General features: G+C 64.9%; 21 protein-coding genes and 1 tRNA gene. 15 read left to right on the forward strand and 7 right to left on the reverse strand.

Annotation, left to right across the window (positions count from 1 at the left end):
- The first annotated feature begins 18 nt into the window (after positions 1 to 18).
- Positions 19 to 591 (forward strand): J domain-containing protein, encoded by a 573-nt coding sequence (locus ABD729_RS10935; protein WP_344710278.1) that lies wholly within the window; start codon positions 19 to 21, stop codon positions 589 to 591.
- On the opposite strand, the gene arsC is transcribed toward ABD729_RS10935, so the two are convergent.
- The 3 genes from arsC to ABD729_RS10950 all read right to left on the reverse strand — a co-directional run bounded on the left by arsC (position 588) and on the right by ABD729_RS10950 (position 2,870).
- Positions 588 to 935: an arsenate reductase (glutaredoxin) gene (gene arsC, locus ABD729_RS10940; protein ID WP_344710279.1), complete on the reverse strand. Its 348-nt coding sequence runs from the start codon at positions 933 to 935 to the stop codon at positions 588 to 590. The two genes, ABD729_RS10935 and arsC, sit on opposite strands and share 4 nt — an antisense overlap.
- Positions 936 to 938: 3 nt before the next feature.
- The gene (locus tag ABD729_RS10945) at positions 939 to 2,396 is read right to left on the reverse strand and encodes a DEAD/DEAH box helicase (RefSeq protein ID WP_344710280.1); all 1,458 of its coding nucleotides are present in this window, start codon (positions 2,394 to 2,396) and stop codon (positions 939 to 941) included.
- 99 nt (positions 2,397 to 2,495) lie between these two features.
- Positions 2,496 to 2,870: a hypothetical protein gene (locus ABD729_RS10950; RefSeq protein WP_344710281.1), complete on the reverse strand. Its 375-nt coding sequence runs from the start codon at positions 2,868 to 2,870 to the stop codon at positions 2,496 to 2,498.
- A 269-nt stretch (positions 2,871 to 3,139) separates the two neighbouring features.
- Here ABD729_RS10950 and ABD729_RS10955 point away from each other — a divergent pair, with 269 nt between their 5' ends.
- Entirely contained in the window at positions 3,140 to 3,943 is an 804-nt protein-coding gene (locus tag ABD729_RS10955; RefSeq protein ID WP_344710282.1) for a SapC family protein, read from the forward strand.
- A 144-nt stretch (positions 3,944 to 4,087) separates the two neighbouring features.
- On the opposite strand, the gene ABD729_RS10960 is transcribed toward ABD729_RS10955, so the two are convergent.
- Entirely contained in the window at positions 4,088 to 4,882 is a 795-nt protein-coding gene (locus ABD729_RS10960; RefSeq protein ID WP_344710283.1) for an N-formylglutamate amidohydrolase, read from the reverse strand.
- Positions 4,883 to 5,083: 201 nt separating this feature from the next.
- On the opposite strand from ABD729_RS10960, the gene cpdR reads away from it, so the two are divergent.
- Both cpdR and ABD729_RS10970 read left to right on the forward strand, forming a co-directional pair.
- Positions 5,084 to 5,461: a cell cycle two-component system response regulator CpdR gene (gene cpdR, locus ABD729_RS10965; protein WP_344710284.1), complete on the forward strand. Its 378-nt coding sequence runs from the start codon at positions 5,084 to 5,086 to the stop codon at positions 5,459 to 5,461.
- 90 nt (positions 5,462 to 5,551) lie between these two features.
- Complete coding sequence (locus tag ABD729_RS10970) at positions 5,552 to 7,015, forward strand: M48 family metalloprotease (RefSeq protein WP_344710285.1); 1,464 nt, start codon at positions 5,552 to 5,554, stop codon at positions 7,013 to 7,015.
- 81 nt (positions 7,016 to 7,096) lie between these two features.
- Here the strand turns inward: ABD729_RS10970 and ABD729_RS10975 are convergent, their stop codons facing one another.
- Positions 7,097 to 7,279 carry a Flp family type IVb pilin gene (locus tag ABD729_RS10975; RefSeq protein WP_344711421.1) on the reverse strand — a complete coding sequence of 61 codons (183 nt, stop codon included), beginning with the start codon at positions 7,277 to 7,279 and terminating at the stop codon, positions 7,097 to 7,099.
- Between the two features lie 98 nt (positions 7,280 to 7,377).
- The gene (locus tag ABD729_RS10980; RefSeq protein WP_344710286.1) at positions 7,378 to 8,127 is read right to left on the reverse strand and encodes a hypothetical protein; all 750 of its coding nucleotides are present in this window, start codon (positions 8,125 to 8,127) and stop codon (positions 7,378 to 7,380) included.
- Between the two features lie 15 nt (positions 8,128 to 8,142).
- On the opposite strand from ABD729_RS10980, the gene ABD729_RS10985 reads away from it, so the two are divergent.
- The 9 genes from ABD729_RS10985 to ABD729_RS11025 all read left to right on the forward strand — a co-directional run bounded on the left by ABD729_RS10985 (position 8,143) and on the right by ABD729_RS11025 (position 15,308).
- The gene (locus ABD729_RS10985; RefSeq protein ID WP_344710287.1) at positions 8,143 to 8,886 is read left to right on the forward strand and encodes a ComF family protein; all 744 of its coding nucleotides are present in this window, start codon (positions 8,143 to 8,145) and stop codon (positions 8,884 to 8,886) included.
- Positions 8,887 to 8,953: 67 nt separating this feature from the next.
- Positions 8,954 to 9,208 (forward strand): glutaredoxin 3, encoded by a 255-nt coding sequence (grxC, locus tag ABD729_RS10990; RefSeq protein ID WP_344711423.1) that lies wholly within the window; start codon positions 8,954 to 8,956, stop codon positions 9,206 to 9,208.
- The gene (locus ABD729_RS10995; protein WP_344710288.1) at positions 9,205 to 10,032 is read left to right on the forward strand and encodes a carbon-nitrogen hydrolase family protein; all 828 of its coding nucleotides are present in this window, start codon (positions 9,205 to 9,207) and stop codon (positions 10,030 to 10,032) included. Before grxC ends, ABD729_RS10995 begins: the two co-directional genes overlap by 4 nt.
- A gap of 53 nt (positions 10,033 to 10,085) precedes the next feature.
- Positions 10,086 to 10,162 (forward strand) — tRNA-Arg (locus ABD729_RS11000).
- A gap of 1,010 nt (positions 10,163 to 11,172) precedes the next feature.
- Positions 11,173 to 11,817, forward strand: coding sequence for a hypothetical protein (locus ABD729_RS11005; protein WP_344710289.1), 645 nt, complete (start codon positions 11,173 to 11,175; stop codon positions 11,815 to 11,817).
- A gap of 172 nt (positions 11,818 to 11,989) precedes the next feature.
- Positions 11,990 to 12,235 carry a DUF6356 family protein gene (locus tag ABD729_RS11010; RefSeq protein ID WP_344710290.1) on the forward strand — a complete coding sequence of 82 codons (246 nt, stop codon included), beginning with the start codon at positions 11,990 to 11,992 and terminating at the stop codon, positions 12,233 to 12,235.
- The gene (locus tag ABD729_RS11015) at positions 12,225 to 13,544 is read left to right on the forward strand and encodes an FAD/NAD(P)-binding protein (RefSeq protein ID WP_344710291.1); all 1,320 of its coding nucleotides are present in this window, start codon (positions 12,225 to 12,227) and stop codon (positions 13,542 to 13,544) included. Before ABD729_RS11010 ends, ABD729_RS11015 begins: the two co-directional genes overlap by 11 nt.
- Positions 13,537 to 14,151 (forward strand): GTP cyclohydrolase I FolE, encoded by a 615-nt coding sequence (folE, locus tag ABD729_RS11020; RefSeq protein WP_344710292.1) that lies wholly within the window; start codon positions 13,537 to 13,539, stop codon positions 14,149 to 14,151. Before ABD729_RS11015 ends, folE begins: the two co-directional genes overlap by 8 nt.
- Positions 14,152 to 14,153: 2 nt before the next feature.
- Complete coding sequence (locus ABD729_RS11025; RefSeq protein WP_344710293.1) at positions 14,154 to 15,308, forward strand: aromatic ring-hydroxylating oxygenase subunit alpha; 1,155 nt, start codon at positions 14,154 to 14,156, stop codon at positions 15,306 to 15,308.
- Here the strand turns inward: ABD729_RS11025 and ABD729_RS11030 are convergent.
- Entirely contained in the window at positions 15,247 to 16,605 is a 1,359-nt protein-coding gene (locus tag ABD729_RS11030) for an APC family permease (RefSeq protein ID WP_344710294.1), read from the reverse strand. The two genes, ABD729_RS11025 and ABD729_RS11030, sit on opposite strands and share 62 nt — an antisense overlap.
- 78 nt (positions 16,606 to 16,683) lie before the next feature.
- On the opposite strand from ABD729_RS11030, the gene fabD reads away from it, so the two are divergent.
- Both fabD and fabG read left to right on the forward strand, forming a co-directional pair.
- Positions 16,684 to 17,610 (forward strand): ACP S-malonyltransferase, encoded by a 927-nt coding sequence (gene fabD / locus ABD729_RS11035; protein WP_344710295.1) that lies wholly within the window; start codon positions 16,684 to 16,686, stop codon positions 17,608 to 17,610.
- Positions 17,610 to 18,350 carry a 3-oxoacyl-[acyl-carrier-protein] reductase gene (fabG, locus tag ABD729_RS11040; RefSeq protein ID WP_344711425.1) on the forward strand — a complete coding sequence of 247 codons (741 nt, stop codon included), beginning with the start codon at positions 17,610 to 17,612 and terminating at the stop codon, positions 18,348 to 18,350. Before fabD ends, fabG begins: the two co-directional genes overlap by 1 nt.
- Positions 18,351 to 18,438: the final 88 nt, after the last annotated feature.

Consider the following 18,438-nt stretch of genomic DNA (forward strand, 5'->3'; position numbering starts at 1 on the left):
CGCGGGTATCTCAGCGGGATGGAGGCAATCGCCGACTATTATGCGATCCTCGGGGTCGAACCGGCGGCCGATGGTGCGGCGATCCGGATCGCTTATCGCAACCTCATGCGGCGTTACCATCCCGACGTGAACAAGACGGCGGAAGCGATCGACAAGGCGACCGCGATCAACGAAGCCTATGCCTGCCTCAGCGATCCCGATGCGCGGGCGGCCTATGACTGGCGGCGCGGCGCCTCCGAACAACGACGCAAGAGCACGCGCCAGAACCACGGCTTCGTTCCCAATCCCGCGTGGCAGCCGCCGCAGGACCATTATGGCCAGCACCCGTGGAACCGCCGACCCGACCATGACCTAATGGCTGATCTCAGGATCCTCCTGCAGCCACACAAGTGGAACTGGCTCAATCTCGGCCTCGCGGTCGTGATCACCGGCTGCATCTTCACCGCGACGTCGTTCGTCTCGCCGATCGCGCCCGCCCCGGCGGAAGCCGTGCAGGTGGAACTGAGGTCAGCGGAAGCGCGGTGCGCGGAAGGCGGGTCGAACGTCCAGCCGAGCGCGGAGTGCGCGCAGGCCCCGGCGGCCCGGCCCTAAAGCAGCTCGAGGAGCTTTTCCTTGGGCCGGCAGAGCGCCGTGCCCTTGGGCGTGATTACGATCGGCCGGTTGAGGAGGATCGGGTGCGCCTCGATCGCGTCGAGCAGTTGCTCGTCGCTGAGGCCCGAATCCGCCAGGTTCAGCTCGGCATAGGGCGGTGCATTCTCGCGCAGCAGGGCGCGAAGCGGAACGCCGGCGGTGCGGGCCAGCGCCTGCACCGTCTCGCGGCTCGGCGGCGTCTTCAGATATTCGATGACCTGCGGCTCGATCCCGCGCTCCTCGAGCATGCCGAGGACGTTGCGCGATGTGCCGCAGGCGGGATTATGGTAGACGGTGACCGTCACCGCCTAGCTTCCGAACCCCACCGACAGGAAGCCGGGCAGCGGACCATTCCAGCCTTCCTCGTCCGCCGGTTCGGGCCTGCGCTGCTCGGTGCGCGGGGCTGGCGCGGGCTGCTTGCGCTCGTCCCTTTGCGGTCTGGGCTCGGGCTGCCGCTGCTTTTGCGGCTCGTCCTGGGGCGAGGGCTGCTGCTGCTGTGGCGAGGGCTCCGCCCGTTCGCGCTGCTGCGGCGCGGGCGCTTCGGCCTTCGTGCGGCGCCGGGGTGCCTTTTCCTCGCTGTCACGCGAACGGCGCGCCTTGGCGGGCTGTTCGGAAGCGGGGGCTTCGTCCGCGCTGGCAGCAACCGGCGCGACGTCGGCGCCGACGCGCGTGATCCTGTTGCCGGTCAGTTTCTCGATCTGCGCGACCGCTTCTCCATCCTCACGGGTGGCCAGCGTGAACGCCTTGCCCTTGGCGCCGGCGCGGCCGGTGCGGCCGATCCGGTGGACATAATCGTCGGGCTGCCAAGGCACGTCGAAATTGAAGACGTGGCTGACGCCCTTTATGTCGAGCCCGCGGGCGGCGACGTCGGACGCCACCAGGATGTTGATCTCGCCGCCCTTGAAGCGGTCGAGTTCGGCGATCCGCGCCGCCTGCTCCATGTCGCCATGGATCTGGCCGACCGCGAACCCCGAACGCTTCAGGCTGGTGGTCAGCTCGCGCACGGTGGTCTTGCGGTTGCAGAAGATGATCGCGGTCGACACGTCCTCGGCGCGCAGCAGGTCGCGCAGGACTTCGCGCTTCTTGTCCGAACGGGTCTCGACCAGCTTTGCCTCGATGTTGAGGTTGGACGAGGCCGGGCGCGACACTTCGATCCGGCGTGGGTCGGTCAGGAACTTGGCGGCGAGCTTCTGGATCACCGGCGGCATGGTCGCCGAGAACAACAAGGTCTGCCGCTGCTTGGGCAGCTTGGTGCAGATTTCCTCGATGTCGGGGATGAACCCCATGTCGAGCATCCGGTCGGCCTCGTCGATGACCAGCAGGTCGCAACCGGTCAGCAGGATCTTGCCGCGCTGAAACAGGTCCATCAGCCGGCCCGGGGTGGCGATCAGCACGTCGACACCCTTTTCGAGCGCCTTGATCTGGTCGCCCATCTGCACGCCGCCGATCAGCAGCGCCATCGAAAGCTTGTGATACTTACCGTACTTCTCGAAATTCTCGGCGACCTGGGCCGCCAGTTCGCGGGTCGGTTCGAGGATCAGGCTGCGCGGCATACGGGCGCGGCTGCGTCCTTCGCCAAGGATGTCGATCATCGGCAGGACGAACGCAGCAGTCTTGCCGGTTCCGGTCTGGGCAATTCCGATCAGGTCCTTACCCATGAGAACGGGCGGGATCGCTCCAGCCTGGATGGGGGTCGGTTCGGTGTAGCCGCTATCGCCGATGGCGCGCAGCAGTTCGTCGGAAAGGCCGAGATCGGCAAAAGGCATCAAGTTATCCGGATAAGAGAAATGGCCGGTCACGAACAGGTTCGTGCCGGGCGCTGTGCGCCCTGCGTCAGACCCGCCTGGAAGTCAAGGAAATCCGCCTCAAAGCGGCTTTGGAACCATCCGCCGAAACTTGTCGATCCGGCACGAACCACCGATCCGGCTGCGGATCTCGTCGCGCTTGGCGCACAGTTTTTCGTCTTCGGGCTGGATGTAGAAATTGCCGTAGAAATCGAGCGTCGGGCAGTCATCTTCCATCCGCGCCCGGATGCGGGTGCGATCGCTGAGCAGGAAGTCGACCGATCGCTCCTCACCCAGCGCCGCCGCGACGATCTGGTCGGCGGCGATGCACTTGGGGCCCTTCTTCTCTTCCCAGCGAAGCGGACGCATGGCGCGCGGGCGGATCACCGGTACGCGAAAGATAACCTCTTCCCGGACCACCAGGCGCGTGACGGCGACCGGTTGCAGGGTCGCCAACCCGGCCAGGGACGCAAGCCAGGAGAGGGACGAGAACAACAGCATCAGGGCAGGGGAACCTGGTTGTGATGCGCCGGGCAGCGCTTGGATGACAGGCCCGCCAAATGGTGTGCGTGCGTTGAACTCAGGCTGAACTCACCGTGGCATTTGTGCACGGGAATGTGCCACACTTGCAAGCGGCAGCGAGCCCGCATAGAGGCGCGGCCCACTAGACTTTTCGAAAAGGGCGGCCAGCGAGCCTTCCCGTATCCAATAATCAGGAGAGTTCAATGGCTTCCGCTGCGCCGATCACCGGCCTTCCGCTCCTCTACAACCAGCTCGAGCCGATCAGCAGCCAGCAGCATGGCAAGATGAAGGTGCGCGGCCTCGACGCGCTACCGCAACTTGCCAACGTTCATGCCATTCCGCTGACCGTCGACGAGTTCGCGCTGGCGCAGCGCCATTACCCGATCATCTTCTCGGCCGGCGAGGATCCCCTCCCGCTCGCGCTCATGGGTCTGAACGAAGGCGTCAACACCTTCATCGACGCCGAGGGCAAGGGCATCGAGAAGTCGGTTTACCTGCCGGCCTATCTCCGCCGCTATCCCTTCCTCCTCGCCCGCCTCAATCCGCAGGGCGAGGAACTGTCGCTGTGCGTCGACCCGACCTCGGGCGCGGTCGGCGAGTTCGAGGACGGCCAGGCCCTTTTCGAAGACGACGGTCAGCCGAGTGAGGCGACCAAGTCGATCCTCCAGTTCTGCGAGCAGTTCGAGGAAGCCGGCCAGCGCACCACCCTTTTCATGGCCGAACTGAAGAAGGCCGGGCTGCTGATGGAAGGCGAAGTCGCGATCCAGCCGGAAGGCGCCGAGCAGCCGTTCATCTATCGCGGTTTCTCGATGGTCGACGAAGAGAAGCTGCGCGAGCTGCGCGGCGACGAGCTTCGCAAGATGAACCAGAACGGCCTCCTGCCGCTGGTCTTCGCCCATCTGTTCAGCCTGTCGCAGACCCGCGAAATCTTCGCTCGCCAGGTCGAGCAGGGCAAGGGACCGATCGATCGCCCGGCGACTGCGGCGCCGCAGCCCGTCGAGGCGTGAGCCTGACGCGGTGAGGTGAGGGCGACCCCCGTTGCCCTCGCCGCGCCGCTCACCACATCGGAATTGCGGCAGGCCTCTGGTCGAGGCCTGATTGCGTTCCCCAGACCTCAGAGCCCTCGGCACCTAGCTTGCCGGGGGCTTTTTTTATTCGGCGGCGAGCGGCACCTGGCGTTCCAACAGCGCCTTGCCGAGTTCGGACGCGATTGTTTCGATAAGGCGGCTGGCGCGATCGAAGCCGGGACCGGGCGCTCGTCCTGCGCTGTCGAGGTAGGACCGGCGGTCGAGCTCGAGCTGGAGCGCGTAGACGCCCTGTGCGGGCGCGCAATGGGCGGCGATCACCTGGCCGCCCGCGTAGGGGTCGTTGAGGGTCGTGGAGAAGCCGGCGTCCTCGCCGACCTTCCGGCACATCTCGGTGAGGAAGGGGGCCGCCGTCGTGCCGTGGCGATCGCCGATCACCAGCTCGGCCTGTCCCGCCCGCCACGGCATCGAATGGCAGTCCAGCAGCAGCACTTCGCCATGCTGCCGCTGCAGCAGCGCAAGCTGGTCGGCGATCAGCGCGTGAAAGGGCCGCCAGGCCGAAGCGATTCGCGCTTCAAGCTCCGCGGGCCCGATCCGCCGCCGCCATAATTCGCCCCCCGCGTTCAGTCGTCCGGGCACGAGGCCCAAGCCGGCGCGGGCGCGCCAGCTACCATGTTCAGAACCCGGCGGAAGGTTGATGACTGTAGGGTCCAGCTCATCTTCCGCCCGGTTGCAGTCGATCGCAGCGCGCGGCGCCTCTGCGATGACGCAGGAGAGGCCCAGGGCCTGGGCGCGCCAGACCAGCCGGTCCACCAGCGGATCCTCGAGCGGATAGAGGCTGCTTTCGCCGCGGCGACTGAGCCTTACCAGCCAGTCGGGGTAGGTCCGGCCGGCGTGCGGGACCGACAGCAGGAGCGGCAAGCGTCCGGTGCCCGGAACCAGGCGTGGCGGAGCAAGAAGGGGTGCGTTGCTCCGGGAAAGGATCAAGTCCGGCCTGGCTTTCATGGCTTCAGTGGAGTGCGACCTAGATGCACAGCGGGACAGATTCTTTCAACGGTGGCGCCGTTGTCTTCCGTTCCGCCTAGAAAATCTTAAAGCTTCACGGCATAAGAGACCACTCTGATGATCAAGATCCTGCTAGCCGAAGACGATAGTTCGATGCGCGAGTATCTCGCGCGGGCGCTTGAGCGCGTGGGCTACAGCGTGAAGGCGGTCGGTTGCGGTACCGAAGCGATGCCGCTTCTGGAAAGCGAGTCGTTCGATCTTCTCCTGACCGACATCGTGATGCCCGAAATGGACGGGATCGAACTGGCCCAAAAGGCCGGCGTGATCGATCCCTCGATCCGGGTGATGTTCATCACTGGCTTTGCCGCCGTCGCCTTGCAGAGCGGGCGGACCGCCCCTGAAGCGAAGATGCTGAGCAAGCCTTTCCACCTCAAGGACTTGGTCGCGGAAGTCGACCGGCTGTTCCAAACCGAGGATCAGCACGGCCGCCTGTAAGCCCGGCCTGCGTTGCCCCCACTTGCCGGAACCGGACCGCCTCCGTTCCGTTCAGCATGGCGAAAAGCCCCTCCCTCTAGGGTAGAAACCATGCGCAAGACCTTGTTTTTCCTCAGTGCTGCAGCGGTCGTCTCGGCGCCCGTGGCGCTCTCCGCCCAGACCGCCGTCCGCAACCTGCCGGCCCGCTACGTCCAGGAAGCGCAGCAGCAGCATCCCGCGGTCGTCCAGGAGTTCGGCGGCGCCGACACCGGACCTCGCGGCGCCTATGTCGACAGCGTCGGTCGCCGGGTCGCGGCTTATTCGGGCGTCAATCCGGGCTCGTATCGCTTCACCACGCTGAACTCGGCTGTCGAGAACGCTTTCGCTGTTCCGGGCGGTTACGTTTACATCACGCGCCAGCTGATGGGGCTGATGAACGACGAGGCGGAACTGGCCTTCGTCCTTGGTCACGAGACCGGCCACGTTGCGGCCAACCATGCGCAGGCCCGCGAGTCCGCGTCGCAGCGCAATGCCATCGGCGGTATCCTCGGCGCCATCCTCGGCTCGGTCATTGGCGGCGGCATCGGCAATGCGATCGGTCAGCTTGCCCAGACGGGTTCTCAGCTCAATACGCTGAAGTTCAGCCGCGCGCAGGAATATGACGCCGATCGGCTCGGCATCAGCTACATGACACGGGCGGGCTACGACCCGGCAGGCTCGTCGACCATGCTTGCCGCGCTTGGCCGCGCAACCGCGCTTGAAGCGCGCGTGCAGGGGCGCGACAGCCGTTCAACCCCCGAATGGGCGAGCACCCACCCGCTTTCCGAAAACCGGGTCTCGCAAGCCAATCAGATGGCGCGCGGAACGGGCCGCTATGGCACCGGCCTTCACAATCGCGACCAGTTCTTGGCGCAGCTCGAGGGCGTGTACGTCGATGACGACCCCGCGCAGGGGATGATTGAGGGTCGCACCTTCGTGCATCCCGACCTTCGCCTCGCCTTCACGGTCCCGACCGGTTACCTGATGCAGAACGGTTCGGACGCGGTTTCCATCGAGGGGTCCGGCGGGCAGGCCCAGTTCAAGACCGGCCGCTTCTCGGGCAATCTGCAGGCCTATATCCAGCAGCGCCTCCAGGAACTGACCGGTGGCCGGACGCAGGTGCAGATCGTGGACAACAATCGCACCACCGTGAACGGTATCCCGGCCGAATATGTCGTCGGTCGCGCGCAGACGTCGAACGGCATCGTCGATGTCAGCGTCTTCGCATACGCATTCGACCAGAACACCGCTTACGACTTCACGATGCTGACCCGAGGCGGGCAGGGCATCGGGCAGTTTGCGTCGATGGTGAATTCGCTGCGCCGCATCTCCGCCCAGGAGGCGGCGGCCATTCGCCCGCGGGTGATCGACGTCTACACCGTCCGTGGCGGCGATACGGTCCAGAGCCTGGCGGGCCGGATGGCCTATTCAAACTTCCAGGCCGAGCGCTTCCTGTCCCTGAACGGCCTGCCGGCGAACGCGCGGCTGGTCCCAGGCCAGAAGGTCAAACTGGTCGTCTTCGGCCAGCGCCGCTGACCGACGGCTGATATGGGTAATGGTCGGTGCCTTGATGGCACCGGCCGCTCCCTTCACTGATCTTTCCTGGCTTTCCGGCGCCTAGTTGACCTTGTTGGTTGCGCCATCGACGAAGCCGCCGATCTTGCCCCACAGGCCGTTCGATCCACCACCAAGGGTGGACATGCCGGAGATGCAGGCCACTGCAAGCAGGGCTGCTATCAAGCCGTATTCGATCGCCGTTGCGCCGCTCTGGTCAGCGCGCAACTTGCGCAACATCATCAGGATAGCGTCCAAGCCACCCTCCTCTGGTCCACGTCCACGACGATGGTGCTAAAGACCCAAGGTTAACGAACCTTCCGCATCATGTCCTTGCCTGTCCGTTAAGCAGCTTTTTGCGTGCTAGGTGTCCAGGCGGCGTAATGGAGGATCTCGATCCGCTCTTCGGTGGCGGTTCCGTCGCCTGCCGACGCGAAGGCGGTCCGGGCCGTCGCCCAGCGTGACTTCCCAAGGCTGCTGCGCGGTCGGGCAAGAAGGGCATTGGTTGCGCCATGATCGCGCAGGTCGCCGATCAGCCGGTCGAGGCTGCGGTAGCGGAGGGTCAAGCGATCGACGTCGACCACCGCGTCGGCAAGTCCTGCCGCTGACAGCAGGGTTGCCAGCGCGCCCGGCTCGACTCGCGGATGGCTTCGCGCGGCAAAGGCGCCGCTGTCACGGTCGGCCGCGTGGAGCGCCGCACGTAGGGCCGGCAGGCTGTTCCCCCCGGCCATCGCTCCCGCCAGCAATCCACCCGGCGCGAGGCGTGACGCGATGACCCGCAACAGGACGGGCAATTCGTCGCGACCCTCCAGCTCCCCCATGACGGCGATGAGATCGAGGCTGCTTTCGGTTTCGTCGGCAAGTGCGTCGATGGTGTCGGCGAAGCGAACCTCCCCGCCGATCGACGCCAGTCGGGTGCGAAGCGCAGGCGGCACCCCGGTCACCAGCACCCGATCGAACCGTCGGGTGACAAGGGCAAGCCGCTCACGCCACTCGTCGATTACGCGTTCGGCCAGAAATGGGCGGGTGTCGCGGGACAGTGCACGCCGCCACCGCAACCGGCGGGCTTTCTCGTCGAACAGGGCATCGGCCATGCCCCTCTTGTGGGAGTGCGCAAGCTGACGGACAAGGGGTGGATGGAAGCGGTGGTCGCAACGCATGGGCTCAAACGGGTAGGGGGCTGGCTCCTCGACTTCGCGCTTCCGCCGCGCTGCCCCGGCTGCGGCGAGATCGTCGGCCAGGTGGACCTCTTCTGCGGCGACTGCTGGGGAACCCTCGACTTCCTTGGCGGCGGATGCGCCGGCTGCGGCCTGCCGTTATCGCCAGGCGAGGTCGAAGAGTGCCGCGCCTGCGAGCAGGGCAGTGGACCGCTCGCTCGCACACGCGCGGCGCTTGCCTATGGCGACGTCCCGCGCTCGATCGCCATGCGCCTCAAATACGGGCGCAAGGTGGCGCTGGCGCGGACCATGGCTGGCCTGATGAAGCGCCCGCTGATGGACCTCGACCCCGCCTCGGTGCTGGTCCCGGTTCCCCTGCACCGCTGGCGGCTGTGGGGGAGAGGGTTCAACCAGTCCGTCCTGATCGCCAAGGCGATGGGCCGTCCGTTCGAACCAGATCTTTTGCGCCGCACGGTCGCGACGCCCAAGCTCAAGGGCCTTAACCCGAGCCAGCGGCGCAAGACCGTCGAGCGCGCCTTCGCCCTTCGGCCCGGCGCGGTTATCAAGGGTCGCAGCTTCATCTTGATCGATGACGTGATGACGACCGGCGCCACCGCCGAAGCCTGCGCCCGGGTGCTCCGCACGGCTGGCGCGGCGAAGGTTGAACTGCTCGCGTTCGCCCGTGTCTTGCGCTGAGGGTGGCGAACCGCGCCGCGGCTTCTATCTAAGGGGCAGACCAGAATCTGTTGGGAGCATGAGCGCCGTGGCCAATGTCGAAATGTATCTGAAGACCACCTGCCCGTACTGCATCCGTGCCGAAGCCTTGCTGCGCGGCAAGGGCATCACGGCGGTGACCTATAATCTCGATGCTGGCGGGCCCAAGCGCGAGGAAATGATTGAGCGGGCGGGACGCATGACCGTTCCCCAGATCTTCATCGATGGACGCCACGTCGGCGGCTGCGACGACCTGTTCGCGCTCGAGCGGGAAGGGCGGCTGGACCAGCTTCTCGCCGCATGAGCCGGATCGCGCTGCTCCAGGCACAGACCGGGATCGATCCGGCGCACAATGCCGAGGCGCTGATCGAGGCCGTGCGGCAGGCGCGGGCGGGCGGCGCGGACATGCTGTTCACCCCCGAGATGAGCGGCCTACTCGATCGCGATCGCGCCCGGGCCGCCCGGAACCTCAGCAGCGAGGCGGATGACCGTGTTCTGGCCGCGGTGCGCGACGCTGCGGCGCGCGAGGGCATGTGGGTTCACCTTGGCAGCCTTGCGATCAGGCGCGAGGACGGGCTGCTCGCCAATCGCGCTTTCGTGATCGATCCCGCGGGCGAGATTCGCGGCACCTACGACAAGATTCACCTGTTCGACGTGGACCTGCCCACGGGCGAAAGCTGGCGTGAATCGGCGAGCTATGCCCGCGGCAACCGGACCGTCGTAATCGAGGGCACACCGGTCGGTCGCCTTGGCCTCACCATCTGCTACGACCTGCGCTTCCCGGCCCTGTTCTCTGCTTTGGCGGAAGCGGGGGCAGAGACGATCGCCGTGCCTGCGGCCTTCACGGTCCCGACCGGCCAGGCGCATTGGGAAGTGCTGCTGCGTGCCCGAGCGATCGAAGCAGGACTGTTCATCGTCGCCGCCGCGCAGGCCGGCAAGCATGAGGACGGGCGCGAGACTTACGGGCACAGCCTCGTCGCGGGACCCTGGGGCGAACTGCTGCTGCAGATGGACGGTGCGCCGGGGCTTGGCTTTGCTGATATCGAGCTCGGCCGGATCACCGAGGTGCGCAGCCGGGTTCCGGCTCTCAGCCATCGTCGGTCCATTCCGCCGGTCGAGCGCGCCTGAGGGCGCTCACTCGTTGATCTTCGGCGCCGCCATCCTCTAAGAGACGCGCTGAAGGCCCCGTAGCTCAGCAGGATAGAGCGCCGGATTCCTAATCCGTAGGCCACTGGTTCGAATCCAGTCGGGGTCACCAAAGGTATCCAGATACCAGATTTAACCAGTCTGGTTCTGAAATTACTCTCAAAATTCATACACTTAGCTTGGGAAGGTTGGTTCGCCACTTTCCTAAGCTGAGTGCTGCTTACAGTAGATTTTGCAGTAGGTTGCCTTCGGGGTGTGAGTTACTGCGGGTTCGCGGAAAACGACTCGATATCAACTACTTAGAATTCAAAAGCTTTTCCGGTCAGTTCGAATCCTGGCAGTCACTGGTTCGAATCCCACCCTGGTTCTCATTTGCTTGATGCAGACTTTTAGGCTGCATAGCGGCACCCCGCCGGATCTTGTTGCCGGTTTTCAGGTTGTGTTGTGGCTGGCAGAGCACACCGCGATGGGACGGAAGTGCTGTACTTGACTTTACGTCAGGCCCCGTTAAGGGGCGCCGCCCCATACGCCGAAAAATTTTTGTGTCAATGTTGTTGCGCTTCCACTCGTCGAAAACTATCTTCAACTCGTCGCAAAGTGGTTGCTGCTCGCTTGGACATAGCACACATGTCTGCACAGACAATTTGATTCGAGTGGAACATTTGCAGAACTGGTTGCGCGGTTTTGTAAATTATTATCAGTAAGATGGGGAAGATGATGTCGAATGGTCCACGATTGCTTGAAGCGAACGCGGCATGTGGATCAGTTTTCTCTTACCCGGCCGCTCAGTCGGAAATTGCTACTAGAGAGAATAGAAAGGAGGCTGGTGAAATGAATGCAAAACATGACGCTCTGGCCGGCCTTCTCTTTGGAGGCGACCGGAAGCTTGTAAACCTAAAGCTGTGTCGGGGTGATGCTCCTGAGGTTAGTGAAGCGGATCTGCGCAGCGAGGTCCACTTTGCCCTTACTCAGGTCTTCCTAGGCATGTCCGAGGTTCACAAGGATTTCCCGGAAGATCCGAACGCAAAGAGAGTGGATCTAGCCGCTCTGTAGTTTGCGTTGAATCAGGCTACACGCTAAGCCCGGAGGCTCGCCTCCGGGCTTTTCTTTTGAGACGCGTCGATGATTGTTCAGAAGCTTTTGGATTGGTTCGACCAGAACGTCACCCAGCTGCACATCGACGTTAATGCCGTCCGCGATAAGCTGATCGAGATTGGAGTCCAGGACGAGATCGAGTTCCATTTCGTGAAAATGGACAAGGATAAAGTCCGGGGTCTGCTCTACAGGTACACGACGCATAGCGCTCCCTACGCACATCCCACATTCCACTCGCGCATCATTATTCCGCGGGAGATGGGAGAAGAAAGCGAAGCTTGGCAGCGCTTGGTCGCGGTCAAGGAACTCTTGCACATTACTGACTGCGACAGGCTCACTGCTGCCAGCCCTGAAGCTGTTAACAACCTGTTTGAGAAGTTCTCCATCCCGCCGGAGCTGCGTACCGCCGATGAAGATGAGCCCTTTGGGGGTTCCTTCCTGAACGATCGAGTACGCATCTATTTCGCGCTTGCTGTTCTGGTCCCAGCCAAGCCGCGCGACAAGCTCCGAGAGCTCTTTGCGGCAAAGGTGCTTACGGCACGAGAGATTGCTGAAATCGCCGCCATTCCCGTCCGCTATGTTCGGCATGTTTTAGACGATGATTTCGAGGCCCTGATCGGTACTCTCATCAAGTGGGAAATCTCCGAGCAGCCTGACGCGCACGCTGCTTAGTCGAACTCGTGTCATGCTGTCTCATATTGTCCCATGTCATCTCCCGAAGTTTGCAGTAGTAAAAGCAGTAAGTACATCTTCGACTTTTGGTTTTTTGTAATGAATTCAATTGGTTGCTCTGAACTAAGAGATACAGTCGGGGTCACCAGATACGCCAGGGGAGGCGACAAGAATGTTAGGCCGGCTGTTCCTCGACCACCCTCGTACGCTCGGCATGAGCTGGGCCGGCCACGGCGTCGGCGCGGTGGCGATCGGCCTCAGGATGATCGGCGGAGGCGCGGCCTGCCTGGTCCACGCCGTCGTCCCGGCGCTGTTCACCGAGACCGCCGGCCGCACGGTGATGGGGCTCTACGATTATATGACGCGGCGCAAGGCCGCTGCTCCCGATCCCCACGCCTGGCCCGATTATGAGATCTGAGCCGGCCGACGGCCGGCCTGTCGCGATTATCGGTGGTGGTTTCGCAGGAGCGATGACCGCCGCGCACCTGTCCGCGCGGGGTATTCCCGCGCTTCTCATCGACACCGCGGAACGGTTCGGGCGCGGCCTTGCCTATTCCACGCGCCAGCCTGTTCACATCCTCAACGTCGTCACCGCCAAGATGAGCGCGTGGCCGGCCGACCCTGCGCATTTCGCGACGTGGAGCGGCGATGACGGCACAACTTTCGCCGAACGGCGCGAATTCGGGCGCTACGTCGAGGAACAGCTTGCGGCTGCGCCACTGGTGAAGCGGGCTGGGGGAATGGCGGTCGACGCAGAGCGGGACGAGGGTGGCTGGACCGTCACCTTGTCGGACGGCGCCAAGGTTGCCGCCTCCGCACTGGTGCTCGCGCTTGGCAATCAGCCGCCAGCCCCGTTCCCGGGTTCCGACGGATTGCCGGAGCAGCGGTTCGTCAACAACCCGTGGAGCGACGCTGCGGAAGTCGCCATCGCGCGCGCGGCGGAAAGCCAGAGCGACGTCCTGATCCTCGGCACCGGGCTGACCATGATCGACGTGGTGCTGAGCCTCGCCGCCGCAGGGCATGAGGGCCGGATCACCGCGGTGTCGCGTCGGGGCCTTGTCCCTCGCGCCCACGTCAGTCCCCCTGGAGCACCGTCGCCCGTCAGCCTCGAAGAGGTTCCGCTTGGCAGCCTCATGGCCCTCTGGCGCTGGTTGCGCATCCGGTCGGCCGAAGTCGGCTTCCGGGCCGCCGTCGATGCGATCAGACCGCATAGTCTCGCGATCTGGCGCAGCCTCCCGCACGCCGATCGCCGCCGGTTCCTGCGCCATGCGCGGCCGCAGTGGGACGTCCACCGCCACCGTATCGCGCCGCAGGTCGCCGAGCAGATCAAGGGAATGATTGCCGCCGGCCAGCTCGACATCATTGCCGGCCGCGTCGCTTCAATGCAGGCCTCGGCCGACGAGCTCGAAATTAGCATCGCGCGGCGTGACGGGCGGGAGAGCGTCCGCCGCGTCGCCACCGCTTTCAATTGCACCGGACCTCTGGGCGATATCAGGCGCACGGCCGACCCGCTCCTTCGCGCATTGCTGGCCGACGGCGAGATCAGCTTCGATTCCCTCTCGCTCGGCCTCGAAGTCGATGAGCGAAGCAAAGCTGGGCCCTCGCTGTGGGCGCTCGGGCCGCTGACCAAAGGCATGTATTGGGAGATCGTTGCGGTTCCCGATATTCGTGGTCAGGCCGAAGCGGTCGCTTCGGACATTCACAAGGAATTGCTGAGCCATGGCTGACAGCCCACCCGACGGCGACCTGGTCGCGCCGGCTCCCAAGATCGCGGTGCCCGACGAAGTGGCCGAGGCGGTTCGAACCCTGATCCGCTGGGCCGGGGACGATCCCGACCGCGAGGGACTTCTCGATACGCCGGCTCGCGTGGCGCGGGCGTGGAAGGAATATGCCCGGGGTTACGAGGAGGACCCTGCCGCGCACCTTTACCGCACGTTCGAGGAAGTGGGCGGTTATGACGAAATCGTGCTGCTGAAGGACATTCCTTTCCAGTCGCATTGCGAACATCACATGGCGCCGATCATCGGCAAGGCGCATATCGCCTACCTGCCGAACACGCGGGTGGTCGGCATTTCCAAGCTCGCGCGGGTGCTGCACGGCTTTGCCCGCCGCCTGCAGGTCCAGGAACGCCTGACCGCGGAAGTCGCCGACTGCATCTGCGAGCATCTCCAGCCCAAGGGCGTGGCAGTCGTGATCGAGGCGACCCACGCCTGCATGACGGCGCGCGGGGTCAATACGCCGGGCGTGCTGATGACGACCAGCCGGATGATGGGCACGTTTCGCTCGGATGAGCGGAGCCGCAAGGAAGTGCTGTCGCTGATGGGACGCGGCTAGGCTTGGCCACCCGGCTGCGCCCGGCCGCCGACCCGCTCGACGACGTGAGCTTGCCCGGCTGGCTCTACTGGCATCCGGCCTTCTTCGCGGCCGAGCAGAAGGCGTTTCTTCGTGCCGTGCCCCAGATCGTCTGCCACCAGAACGAGATCGCCGAGCCTGGCGCATGGCGCAGCCTTGAGTTCCTTGGCGAGAGCATCATCGTCGTCCGCGGCGACGACGGGGTCGTACGCGCCTTTGCCAATGTCTGCCGGCATCGCGGGTCTCGCCTGCTCGATGGAAACGGCGGCTGCGTCAGGCTGCTGACCTGCCCCTACCACGCCTGGAGCTATGCCCGCGACGGACGCCTCGTTGCCGTGCCCCAGTCCGAAGATTACCCCGGGCTCGACAGGTCGCGGCTTGGCCTCAAGCCGGTCACGCTCGAGAATTGGCGCGGTTTCCTGTTCGTGACCCTCGAGCCCGGCGCTCCGACCGTTGCCGACATGATGGCGCCCTTCGAAGACGAGGTCGCGCCTTATCGTTTCGAGGAGTTGAGCGCGATTGGACGCGTGACGCTGCGATCCCGCGATCTCAATTGGAAGACCATCGCCGACAATTATTCGGACGCGCTCCACATCGCCGTCGGCCACCCGGGCCTGACGCGCCTATTCGGACGGGGGTACAGGGTCGAGGCGCATGAGCATGTCGACCGGATGGAGGGCGATCTTGTCGAGCGGCCTTCGAGCAATCTTTCGGAGCGGGCCTATCAGCAGATGCTGCCGGAAGCGGGGCATCTGCCGTCCAGCCATCGCCGCAAGTGGCTTTACTTCAAGCTGTGGCCGAACACCGCTTTCGACATCTATCCCGACCAAGTTGACTTCATGCAGTTCCTGCCGGTGACCGCCGAGCAGACCGTCATTCGGGAAATCAGCTATGCGCTGCCCGACGAGCGTCGGACAATGAGGGCGTCGCGTTACCTCAATTGGCGCATCAACCGGCGGGTCAATGCCGAGGACACCGCGCTGATCGGGCGGGTGCAGCAGGGCATGCGCTCACCTTCCTATGAGCCAGGGCCGCTTGGACGATCGGAAGTGGCGCTGCGCAGCTTCGCGAAGAAACTCAGGCGACTGGTTCCGGAGGCGCGGCTGCCTGCTCCGCCCGCGCACTGGCACGTCGGCTGAACCAGCGGATCGGCAGGCCCGCGACGGCCAGCAGCGCGGCCCACAGTACGGCTTCACCGCCCGACCCCCAGAACATCGCGACCGAATAAAGCAGCGCCGGGACCGCGACGGCGGCGCCGACCACCTGCAGCCGCCACGCCACCGCCGCGCAGGCAAGATACAGGACCAGCGCTCCGACGGCGGAAACCAGCGCGACGAAGTTGAAGGCGCTGAGGAAATTCTCGCTGACGCTGCCGGCCACCATCGCCATGGCGAGAAGCACCGCCGCGACCAGGCTGCGGCGCGACACGCCATTGCTGTCAATTGCAGCGAAGGAGGCAGGAAGGTCGCCCGCATTGGCAAGCGCGCGGGCAACCTCGACGGAAAGCAGGATCAGCGCGTTGCAGGTGCCGAGCGCGCTGACCGCCCCGACCAGCGCAACCAGGGTCCGCGCCGAGGGCCCGAAGCTGGGCGCGATCGCATCGGCGATAGGAGTGGGCGAGGCCGCGGCAATCGCACTCGGCAAGAGCCACAGCACCGCGAGCGTTGCGGCAAGATAGAGCATCGCGACAAACGCCGTTCCCCGGATGGTCGCGGAAGGCACCGATTCCTGCGCATTGTCGGTGACATTCGCGCTGATCGTACCCGCTTCGAACCCCGTGAAGGCGAAAAGCATGAGGGCGGCGGCGGCGATCGTCGCGGTCAGAGTGAGCGGGACCGGGGCCAGCGGCTGGACCGATCCTCCGCGCGCGACCAGCAGCAGGACGAGGAGAAGCACCAGGACCAGCGGGACCAGCTTGATCAGCGCCGCCGTCACTTGGACCCGCCCGGCCGATCGCGCGCCGCGCGACTGGACCAGCGCCAGCACGAGCAATGTCACGAGGCCGATGACGGTGATCGAAACCGGTGAGGCGAGCGCCGGAACGGCAACCCCGATCGCTCCTCCGACAGCGATGGCAGTGGCGGCTGCACCGGTCACCTGTGAGAGCATGCTGCTCCACATGGCGATGAAGGCGGCACGATCACCGAACGCCGAGGCGACATGGCTGTACGGCCCACCCGGCAATGCTCCGGCAAGCCGCGCCATGCAGAGCGCGAGCAAAAAGGTGCCGGCGCCCGTCAGCACGAAGGCAAGCACGAGATTGGCCCCGAACGGAGCGACCTGTGCCGGCAGAACGTAGATGCCCGAGCCGACGATCGTGCCGACCACCATCGCCAGGCTCATCATCCGTCCCAGTCGCTTGGCAGGTGGCGGCGGCGGGGGTGGGGGCGGAACGTCCGCTGCAAGATGCAGGTGACCTTCGGCCTCAACAGTCATTTGCTTCCCCCAACATCTTGGCATTGGCGCCGCACGCGCCTAGCCCCCGTCCGATCACTAGCAGCAACAGAGTATTTGATGCGCGCATTTCTTTTCCCGGGACAAGGCAGCCAGTCGGTCGGAATGGGCGCGGCACTGGCCGACGCGAGCCGCGCTGCCAAGGACGTGTTCGCGGAAGTCGATGAGGCACTCGGGCAGCATCTGTTCCGGCTGATGCGCGAAGGGCCGGAAGCCGAGCTGACGCTTACCGAAAACGCACAGCCCGCGATCATGGCGCACAGCATCGCTGTGCTGCGAACGCTCGGGCTGGACCTCGGCGCGAAGGCCGACTTCGTCGCGGGCCACTCGCTTGGCGAATATAGCGCGCTGTGCGCCGCCGGAAGCTTCGACCTTTCCACTACTGCCCTGCTGCTGAAGAAGCGCGGGCAGGCGATGCAGGCGGCCGTGCCGGTGGGCGTGGGCGCGATGGCGGCGCTGCTTGGCGCCGACCTCGACAAGGCGCAGGCGATTGCGTCCGCCGCAGCGCAAGGCGAAGTTTGCACCGTCGCCAACGACAACGACCCGTCGCAAGTCGTCATCTCCGGCCACCGCGCGGCGATCGAGCGCGCGATCGCCGTCGCCAAGGATCATGGCGCCAAGCGCGCGGTGCTGCTGCCCGTCTCGGCACCCTTCCACTGCCCGCTGATGCAACCCGCAGCCGACTTGATGGCCGAGGCGCTTGGCGACACCGACATCAAGGCGCCGGCGGTGCCGCTCTACGCCAATGTCATTGCCGCGCCGGTCACCGATCCCGACCGCATCCGCGAGCTGCTGGTCGAGCAGGTGACCGGCATGGTCCGCTGGCGCGAGAGCATCAAGGAAATGCGCGCTGCCGGGGTCGAGGAATTCGTCGAGATCGGCGGCAAGGTATTGGGTGCGATGGTCAAGCGGATCGCGCCGGACGCCAGGATCACGAGCGTGGTGATGATGGAAGACGTCGAAGCCCTCGCCAAGGAGATCGCATGATGTTTTCGCTCGAAGGAATGACCGCGCTCGTGACCGGCGCTTCGGGAGGGCTCGGCAGCGCCATCGCCAAGGCGCTTGCGGCGCAGGGCGCACGGCTGGCGGTGAGCGGGTCCAATGCCGACAAGCTCGAGTCCTTTCGCGCCGGGCTCGGCGGCGACCATGTCGCGCTTCCGTGCAACCTGTCCGACGGCGCCGCGGTCGATGCGCTGGTGCCGCAGGCGGTGGACGCGCTTGGCGGCAAGCTCGACATCCTCGTCAACAATGCCGGCGTGACGCGCGACAATCTGCTGATGCGGATGAAGGACGAGGAGTTCGAAAGCGTCATCGCGATCAATCTCGAAGCGGCCTTCCGCCTGATGCGCGCGGCGGCAAAGCCGATGATGAAGGCGCGCTACGGCCGCATCATCAGTGTCACTTCGGTGGTCGGTCAGACGGGCAATCCGGGACAGGCGAATTACGTGGCATCGAAGGCCGGGCTTGTCGGGATGAGCAAGGCGGTCGCCCAGGAACTCGCCACTCGCAACATCACGGTGAACTGTGTCGCTCCAGGCTTCATGGCGTCGGCCATGACCGATGCGCTGAACGATCAGCAGCGTGCTGCCATCCTGTCTAAGATTCCGTCGGGTGCGATGGGGACGGGCGACGACGTCGCCGCTGCCGTGGTGTTCCTCGCCAGCCGCGAGGCGGGCTATGTCACCGGCCAGACACTGCATGTGAATGGCGGCATGGCAATGATCTGAAGGCCGGCACCGGAAAGTTCCGGCACCGGCGCAACATCACTGCAGCCGTATTGCATCTCTGCAACACCGACTCCTTGTCGCGGCTTTG

Source organism: Sphingomonas humi, from assembly GCF_039536725.1.
GTDB classification, from domain to species: domain Bacteria; phylum Pseudomonadota; class Alphaproteobacteria; order Sphingomonadales; family Sphingomonadaceae; genus Sphingomicrobium; species Sphingomicrobium humi.